The 9,173-nt window shown below is 71.1% G+C and carries 6 protein-coding genes; all 6 read right to left on the minus strand.

Features of this window, described 5'->3' with window-relative positions; all coding sequences use genetic code 11:
- Positions 1-107: 107 nt before the first annotated feature.
- Complete coding sequence (locus tag F8566_RS47120; protein WP_151570544.1) at positions 108-1,100, minus strand: ABC transporter ATP-binding protein; 993 nt, start codon at positions 1,098-1,100, stop codon at positions 108-110.
- A 149-nt stretch (positions 1,101-1,249) separates the two neighbouring features.
- Positions 1,250-1,984, minus strand: a complete 735-nt coding sequence (locus F8566_RS47125; protein WP_151570546.1) for a thioesterase II family protein — start codon at positions 1,982-1,984, stop codon at positions 1,250-1,252.
- Positions 1,981-2,652, minus strand: a complete 672-nt coding sequence (locus F8566_RS47130) for a GNAT family N-acetyltransferase (RefSeq protein WP_225994176.1) — start codon at positions 2,650-2,652, stop codon at positions 1,981-1,983. Before F8566_RS47130 ends, F8566_RS47125 begins: the two co-directional genes overlap by 4 nt.
- Complete coding sequence (locus tag F8566_RS47135; protein ID WP_151570548.1) at positions 2,645-2,854, minus strand: MbtH family protein; 210 nt, start codon at positions 2,852-2,854, stop codon at positions 2,645-2,647. The genes F8566_RS47130 and F8566_RS47135 overlap by 8 nt, the downstream gene beginning before the upstream one ends.
- Before the next feature lie 27 nt (positions 2,855-2,881).
- On the minus strand, positions 2,882-6,811 hold the full coding sequence (locus F8566_RS47140) for an amino acid adenylation domain-containing protein (RefSeq protein ID WP_151570550.1): 3,930 nt from the start codon (positions 6,809-6,811) through the stop codon (positions 2,882-2,884).
- Positions 6,808-9,173, minus strand: a 2,366-nt coding sequence (locus tag F8566_RS47145) for a condensation domain-containing protein (RefSeq protein ID WP_151570552.1), incomplete at its 5' end; no start/stop codon positions are given. The genes F8566_RS47140 and F8566_RS47145, both read right to left, overlap by 4 nt.

A 9,173-nucleotide genomic window follows, 5' to 3' on the forward strand; every position in this document is an offset into this window, starting at 1 on the left:
GCGGTCGAGGAGAAAGATTTCACACCTTGATACTGACCGTTATTAAGCAACGACCCTGGGTCACGCAACGGGCGGGTCCACAACCGCTCGACCGGGCTCCGGCTGGGTCACTGCGGGCGGTGACCGGCGTGGGTCAGGGAGTCCCAGTCGGTGAGCCAATTGCGGCCCTGGTCGTCGACGAACGATCCGGGCGGGGGTTTGGTCTGGTGCTGCCGCAGCCACTCCCCTGGCCGCCGCATCGACGGACGCAGCCGCCCGTCGCTGGGCATGAGCTGCGGCGGGATCGGCGCGGGCATGGCTTGGGGTATCTGTCCCTCGCTCGCCACCTCGGCCTGGTCCTTCTCCTCCGCCATGCCGATGGGGCCCTGGCGCCGCGCGTTGAAGAACTGGTTCACCGCCGGGTGGGTGCTGGACAGGATCATCTCCCGTGGTCCGAACATCACCAGCCCGCGCCGGAAGAGCAGCCCCAGGTTGTCGGGCAGCACCCGGGCCGTCCCGATGTCGTGCGTGACGATGAGGAACGTCGCGCCCATCTCGGTGTTGAGGTCCACGAACAGCTGGTTGAGGTAGGCGGTGCGCACCGGGTCGAGCCCCGAGTCCGGCTCGTCGGCCAGGATGATCTCGGGGTCGAGCACGAGGGCGCGCGCCAGGCCGGCGCGCTTCTTCATCCCGCCGGAGATCTCACCGGGCAGCTTGTCCTCGGCGCCGCTGAGCCCGACCATCTCCATCTTCTCCAGCACGATCCGGCGGATCTCGGACTCGCTCTTCCTGGTGTGCTCGCGCAGCGGGAACGCGATGTTGTCGTAGATGTTCATGGAGCCGAAGAGGGCGCCGTCCTGGAAGAGCACGCCGAACTTGCGGCGCATGTCGTACAGCTCGTTCTCCCGCAGGCGCGGCACGTCGCCGCCGCCGACGTAGACATGGCCGCGGTCGGGGCGCAGCAGGCCCACCAGGTTCTTGAGGAAGACCGACTTGCCGGTGCCGGACGGCCCCAGCAGCGCGGAGATCTCACCGGCGGGGATCGTGAAGGTCACGTCCTCCCAGATGACCTGCCGCCCGAACGACTTCTTGAGCCCTTCCACCCGGATCTCGACGCCCATGGCCACTCCCAGGCGGGGCCTCCGGGGGCGGGATGTCCGCAGCTCTTTCAGCCGGTCCCCCGCCGCTTCGACTGTACGACGGCCATGCCACCGCGACGAGGCCCAGGACCGGTATTGGACATCAGTCCAGCTGGGCGTGTGAGACGGCCCTAGCCGGCGGGGACTTCGAGGGTGCACATGACCTCGCTGAGCACCTCGGACTGGCGCGGCACGAGATAGAAGTGGTCGCCGTGGAGCACGCGCAGCGCGAAACGGCCATCGGTGACCTCGGCCCATCCTGCGGCCTGCGCCTCGGTCACGTGCGGGTCAGCGTCACCGATGACGGCGGTCACCGGGACGGTGAGACGCGTGCCGGGGCGGTGGACGTACTCCTCGATGAGCCGGAAGTCGTTGCGGACGTAGGGCAGGACCAGCTCGCGGAGCTCGGGATCCCGCATGGCCTCCGCATCGGTGCCGCCGAGCTTGACCATCTCGGCGACCACGGCGTCGTCGTCCTTGCCGGTCACCCGGTCGTCACCGCGGTCGTGCGGCGGGCGCGTGCCGGAGGCGAACAGGTGCACGGGCGCGGCGCCGCGCTCCTGCAACAGGCGCGTCACCTCGTATGCGATCACGGCGCCCATGCTGTGGCCGAAGATCGCGGCCGGCCGGTCGAGCAACGGGGCCATGGCGCCCGCGATGAGGCGGGCGAGCTGGTGGGCGTCGGTGACGAACGCGTCGCCGAGCCGGTCGGCCCGGCCGGGGTACTGCACGGCATGCACCTCGACGGCGGGGCTGATCTCCTTGGCCCACGACCGGTAGAAGCCCGCCGAGCCGCCCGCGTGCGGCAGGCAGAACAGCCGCATCGAAGCCCACGGCCGCGTCTCGGCGCAACGGAACCAGGTCACCGGATCAACTCCTCGTCGCATGTGCGGGCAGGGTCGCACGTACGGGCCACGGTACGGGGATCGGCCGGCAGCGGCCACGGTGCGAGGCGCGGATCGGGCACCAGCTTCGACCGGGTCGTCTCGGCGGCGACCTTGAATCCACGGCTCCGGTAGTTGCCCATCGCGTTGGGGTGGTCGAGCGTGCTGGTCCGCAGCCACACCCGGGTGGCCGGTCCCGTGTGCTCGGCCCAGGACTCCCCCCGCTGCCACGCACGGCGAACGCACTGCTCGACGAGGTGCCCCCCGTACCCCTTGCCGACGAACGCGGGGGTCAGCCCCACCAGATGGATCTCGGTGTCGCCGCCGGGTTGCGCCTCGATCTCGAAGAACCCCGCGATCGTGCCCCCCGCCATCACGATCCAGGTGGCCAGCTCGGGCCGGTCCACCCAGGCCCGCCAATCCTCGTGGCTCCAGGGGAACCGGTCGGTCCAGCACACCCGGGCGCCGACGGCGGCGTAGAGGGCGCGGCTGACGTCGGGCGAGGAGACCCTGGAACGGCTGAAGGTCATCTCGATGTCCGGCGGCGGTGCGGCCCTCAGGTCGGCGGCGTCGCACATCTCCATCGCCCACTCGGTGACCGCGGAGATCTCCAGGGCGCTCCCCGGGGCGGGAACCCCGGGATCAGCCACCCATCGCCTCGATGAGGCTCTTCGGGCGCATGTCGGTCCAGTTGTCGTTGACGTAGTCCAGGCAGGCCTGCCGCGTGTCCTCGGTCTTGGCGACCGTCCAGCCCGCGGGCACCTCGGCGAACGACGGCCACAGCGAATGCTGGCCCTCGTCGTTGGTCAGCACCACGTAGGTGCCGTCGGGGTCCTCGAAGGGGTTGGTCATCTGGGGTCCTTCCTATTCGTACAGGGCCTATCCGTACAGTTCGTCGAGCTTGGCGGCCAGGACGGCGCCGATCTCGGCGGCCGGCACGGGTTCCATCAGCAGGTGGTGGTCGACGTCCAGCGGATGGTCCTCGATCCGGCCGTCGACCAGCGGGCCCCAGTTGGCGGGCCCGGTGGGCATCTCGTCCGTGCGTCCCTGGAGCGCGGTGAAGAAGACGAGGTCGCCGCGGAACGGGCCGGGCCGGTACTCCTCGGCGCGGTGCACCCCGTTCTCGTAGTTGCGGTAGACGTTGACCAGGTCGTCCTCGCCGAGCGTGGACAGGGCGTCCTCTCGGTCGGCCAGCACCGCCATGATCTGCGCCAGGTCCGGATTGCCGTCATCGGCGATCATTGTGGCGTCGATGCCGATGGACTCCAGCAGCTCGGGCAGGATCTGGCGCTTCTCGGCCTCCAGGTCCTGGGAGTGGAAGGCGTCGATGAGCGCGAGCAGCGCCACCTCCTCTCCGTCGGCCTGGAGCAGGCAGGCCATCTCGTACGCGATCAGCCCGCCGAGGGACCAGCCCGCCAGGTGGTACGGCCCGGCCGGCTGGACGGCACGGATCTCGGCCACGTAGTCCCGCGCCATCTCCCCGACCGACCCCGGCAGCTCTTCCCGCGTGAACGCGCCGGCCTGCAACCCGTAGATCGGCTGCTCCGGGCTCAGGTGCCGCTGGAACTGCAGGTAGCTCCACGCCAGCCCGCCCGCCGGGTGAACGAAGAACAACGGCGGCCGCGAACCCGCCGGACGGATCGGCAGCAGCACCTCGAACCCGAGCTGCTCCTCCTCACCGCGCCGGGTGAGCGCCTCCACGGTCTGGTACGTGAAGACGTCCCGCGGCGCCAGCTCCAGCCCGGCCTGCCGGGCCCGCGTGACCAGCTTGATCGCGGCGATGCTGTCCCCGCCGAGGTCGAAGAAGCTGACGTCCGCGCCGACCCGTTCGACCTCCAGGACCTGAGCGAACAGCGTGCAGAGCAGCTCCTCCTCAGGCGTCTCGGGGGCGCGTCCCGCGTTCGCCCGCCCGTAGTCGGGTGCGGGCAGCGCCCGCCGGTCGAGCTTGCCGTTGGGGTTCGTCGGGAAGGTGTCCAGGACCACGAACGCCGCCGGAACCATGTACTCCGGCAACCGCGACGCCACCCATCGCCGCAGTTGTTCCGCGAACTGGCGTGGGTCGTCCGGGACGCCGGCGGCGGGGATGACGTACGCGGCGAGCCGCTTGACTCCTGGGCTGTCCTCGCGGGCGACGACCGCCACGTTGGAGACGCCGGGATGGGCGGCGAGCGCGGACTCGATCTCGCCGAGCTCGATGCGGAAACCGCGGATCTTCACCTGGAAGTCGGCCCGGTCGACGTACTCCAGCTGCCCGTCCGGACGCCACCGGACCAGGTCGCCGGTCCGGTACATGCGTTCGCCGGGCGCGCCGAACGGGTCGGCGACATAGCGCTCGGCGGTGAGTCCGGGCCGGTCGAGGTAACCGCGGCCCAGTCCCGCGCCCGCTATGTAGGCCTCGCCCGTCACGCCGGGCGGCACGGGCCGCAGCCCCGCGTCCAGCACGTACAGCCGCATGTCATCGATCGGGCGGCCCAGCACCGGGGACCGCTCGCCCGCCGAGAGCGGCGCGCGCATTCCGGTGACCGTCGTGTAGGTCGTGGCCTCCGTCGGCCCGTAGACATGGCCGACCTCGGTGTCAGGGCAGGCCGCCAGGACCTTCCGCATCGCCGCCGGAGATCCCGCCTCCCCGCCGGTGAGCACCTCCTTGAGCCCGGCGAACGCCGCCGGCCGCTCCTCCGCGACCAGGTTGAACAGCGTCGTGGTGATGAAGAGCCCGGTGACGCCCTCCTCGGCGATGACATGTTCGAGTGCGGCGGCGTCGAGCTGGCCGGGTGGCGCGACGACGGCGCAGCCGCCGGCCAGCGGCCCGACCCACATCTCGTACGTGGAGGCGTCGAACGCGTGCGCCGAGTGGACCAGCACCCGGTCGTGCCCGCCGTTCCGCATCGCGGCGTCGTCCACCAGGTCCACCGCGTCGCGGTGCCGGAGCATCACGCCCTTCGGCAGCCCGGTGGACCCGGAGGTGAACAGGACGAACGCGAGCTGATCGGGCCGGTTGACGACTCCCGGATCGGTGCTCGGCTGGACGGCCAGCTCCGGATCGTCGTCCACGACGATCACGGTGGCCGCCCCCTGCAACTCCGCGGCGCGATCCTTCATCGGGGTGTTGACCAGGAGCACCGGCGCGCCGACCTCGGCGACCGCCCAGGCCATGCGGTCCGGTGGATGGCCGTGGTGGATCGGGGCGTACGCGCCGCCCGCCTTGAGCACGGCGAGCGAGGAGACGATCGCGTCGGCGGAACGTTCGAGGAGCATGGCCACCGGGGTCTCCGGCCGCACGCCGAGACCGATCAGGCGGTGCGCGAGCCGGTTCGCCCGCGCGTCGAGCTCGGCGAACGTGATCGACTGCCCCGCCCAGCGGATCGCCTCGGCGTCGGGGGTCTCCCGGACCCATTCCGCGAAGCGTTCGGTGATGGTGATCCCGGGACGCCTCTCCGTCACGGGACCCTGCCACTCCCGCAGGACCTTGGCTGTCTCGTCCTCCGTGAGGACGTCCACCGAGGCCAGCGGGGCGTCCGGCCGATGGGCGATGGCCTCGAGGATCCGGACCAGCCGCCCGGCCAGCCGTTCCGCGTCCTCAGGCCCGAACAGGTCGGTCCGGTGGTCGACGCGTAGCGACAGCCGGCGCCCGGGCACGGCCGCCAGCGCCAGCGGGTAATGGCTGGCGTCATAGCCGTCGACGTCCGTCAGCGTCAGGCCGCCCAGATCCGTGCCCGCCGCGTCCGGGTCGAACGGGTAGTTCTCCAGCACGGTCATCGTGTCGAAGAGCGTCCCGACCGTCGTGAGCCGCTGGATGTCGGGCAACCCCAGATGGTGGTGGGCCATCAGTTCGGCCTGCTCGCCCTGGAGCCGCGTGAGCGCCTCCGCGACCGTGTCCGCAGGCCGCACCCGCACCCGGATCGGGAGCGTGTTGATGAAGAGCCCGATCATCTGCTCGACGCCCGGCAGGTCCCCGGGGCGCCCAGACACCGCCGCGCCGAACACGACGTCGGTGGTGCCGGTGAGCCGCCCGAGCAGCATGCCCCACGCGAGCTGCATCACCGTGTTGAGCGTGACGCCCTGAGCCCGCGCCCGCGCGTTCAGGTCAGCGGTCAGCTGTTCGCTCAGCCTGAGCCGGACCCGGCCAGGCTCCCCCGTCGCCGCCCTTGCCTCCGGCGCGACGAGGGTGGGCTCCTCCACCCCCGCCAGCGCGCGCCGCCATGCCTCCTCGGCCGCGCCCCGGTCCTGCTTGGCGAGCCAGGCCAGGTAGTTCTTGTACGGGGCGACACGCGGCATCCCCGTGTCATCACCGCCTGCCAGGTAGAGCGCGAAGAGTTCCGTCTGGAGGATCGGCGTCGACCAGCCGTCCAGCAGGATGTGGTGGTTGGTGAACACCATCCGGTGCCGCCCGTCCGCCAGTTTGATCAGGGTGAACCTGAGCAGCGGCGGCCTGGCCATGTCGAACGGCGTCGCCCGGTCCCGATCCGCGACCGCCTTGGCCTGCGCCTCCCGTTCGTCTTCGGGTGACGCGCTCAGATCGACGTCCTGCCAGGGCAACCGGACCTGCCGCTGCACGATCTGGACCGGCGTGCCCTCCTTGCGCTGCCGGAACCCGGCTCGCAGATTGGCGTGCCGCCGCAGCAACGTCGCAGCCGCCGCCTTCAGCGCCGCCACATCGAGCGGCCCTTCCAGATCGAAGACGACCTGCGCCGTGTAGACGTCCTGGCCGCTGTCATGCAGAGCGTGGAAGAACAGCCCTTGCTGCAGCGGCGACAGCGGCAGGATGTCCTCCAGCTGAGACTGCTTCTGCTGCTGCGCCGGTGCCGTCATTCGCCGTCCCATTCGTCGTCGAGCTCTGCGGCCAGTTCGTCGATCTCGTCCTGGCTGACCTCCACGAGGGAGAGGTCCGAGGGGGTGAATCCGCCGACCGGTCCGTCGTCGCCGCCGTCGATGACATGGGCGACGAGGCCGCGCAGGGCCTCGAACCACTTGTCCGCGAGGGCCTCGATGTCTTCTGCGGAGAAGAGGGCGCCCGCCCAGGTCCAGGTCGCGGTGAGCGCCGGGCCGCCAGGGAGGTCGCGGGTGTGGGCGTTCACCTCGATGGCGTGCACGAGGGCCAGGCCGTCGTTCTGGCCGCTGCCGAGGGCGTCACTGTCGGCTTGCGCGGCCGGAGACCAGTCGGCGGCCTCGGGCACGGCGGATCGGCCCAGGTAGTTGAAGGCGATCTGCGGGGTACGGCCCGCGAGGTGTTCGCGGGTGGCGGGGTTGAGATGGCGGAGCAGGCCGTAGCCGATGCCGTTGTCGGGGATCTCCCGGAGCTGCTCCTTGACCCGCTTGAGCGCGGTGCCGACGGCCTGGCCGCCGTCCCGTACCTCGGCCCAGTCGATCGGGCCCGCGTCGAGGCGGACGGGGAAGATCGAGGTGAACCAGCCGGTCGTACGGGACAGGTCCACGCCCGGGACGATCTCCTCGCGGCCGTGGCCCTCCAGATCGATCAGCACCGCCGGGTCGTCGCCGCGGCGCCACTCGGCGACGGCGAGGGCGAGCCCGGTGAGCAGCACGTCGTTGGCACGGCCGTGGAACGCGGCGGGCACGTCGGTGAGCAGCGGCCCGGTGACGTCGGCGGGCAGGTCGACGGTGAGGTGGCGGGCGGTGCCGAACGTGTCGATCGCCGGATCGAGCGCGCGGGCGCCGAGGAGGGGGTCCGGGGTGCTCTGGATGTCGGCCCAGAGGGGGAGTTCGGCGGCCCTGGAGGGTTCTGAGGCTTCGGCCACCAGGCGCTGGGCCCAGCGGCGGAACGAGGTGGGAACCGGCAGGAGCTCTCCCCCGGCCCAGGCGGTGACCAGGTCGGGGAGCAGGATGCGCCAGGAGACGCCGTCCACGACCAGGTGGTGCAGGGTCAGGAGGAGCCGGCCTGATCGTGCCCCCGCATCGAACCAGACGAGCTGCGCCACGATCCCGGCGGACGGGTCGAGGCGTGCCTTCGCGGCGTTCGCCTCATGAGCGAGAACGTCGCGGAGGGCATCGCCGCTCAAGCCCTGGATGTCCACCCGCCGGAGCAGGGACGCGGCGTCGACCGTGCCGGTCTCGGTGACTTCGAACTCGTCACCGTTCACGCGCAGGCGGAGCATGTCGTGGTGGTCGAGGATCGTTTGCAGGGCCGTCGTCAGGCGTTCCATGTCCAGGGCGGGCGGGGCCTGGAGCACCATGCGCTGGCTGTAGTCGGTGACCGGACCCCGCAGGCCGCGGAACCAGTGCATGATCGGCGTCGCCGGGACCGGGCCGGTGCCGGTGCCGGGCGCCTCGGTCTCGATCTCCTCGCCCTCGCCGACCGGGCGGGCGACCGCGGCGAGCTGTTCGACGGTCTGGTGCTGGAAGACATCACGGGGAGAGATGACCAAACCCGATTGGCGTGCCCGCGACACCAGCTGGATCGCGATGATCGAGTCACCGCCCAGATCGAAGAAGCCGTCATCGACGCCAACCCGCTCCAGACCCAGCACCTCAGCAAAGAGCGCGGCAAGAGCCTCCTCGTCGGCCGTGCGAGGAGCGCGTGCGGAGACCTTGGCCGCGAAGTCGGGGGCGGGGAGTGTCTTGCGGTCGAGCTTGCCGTTGGAGGTCAAGGGCAGGGCGTCGAGCCGCACGACCGTCGCGGGGACCATGTGGTCGGGGAGGTCGCGGGCCGCGAAACGCCGGAGCTCCGCCGAGTCGATGCCCGTGCCGGCCGCGTACGCGATCAGGCGGTCGTCACGGATGATGACGGCCACGTCCGAGACGGACTCGTGGCGGGCGAGCACGGATTCGATCTCGCCGAGCTCGATGCGGAAGCCGCGCAGCTGCACCTGCTGATCGGACCGGCCGAGGTATTCCAGGCTGCCGTCGCGACGCCAGCGGCCCAGGTCGCCGGTCCGGTACATGCGCGTGCCGGGCTTGCCGTGCGGATCGGCGACGAAGCGCTCGGCGGTCAGGGCCTGGCGGTTGAGATAGCCACGCGCCAGGCCCGCACCGGCGACGTAGAGCTCGCCCACGACACCGGGCGGCACGGGCTGGAGGCGGTCGTCGAGGACGTAGACCCGCAGGTCGGGAATCCCCGTGCCGATGATGCTGCCAGGCGCGGTCGCGGCATAGGCACGGTCGAGCGCGACGTACGACACGTGCACGGTCGTCTCAGTGATCCCGTACATGTTGACCA

The organism is Actinomadura rudentiformis, assembly GCF_008923185.1.
Classification (GTDB): domain Bacteria; phylum Actinomycetota; class Actinomycetes; order Streptosporangiales; family Streptosporangiaceae; genus Spirillospora; species Spirillospora rudentiformis.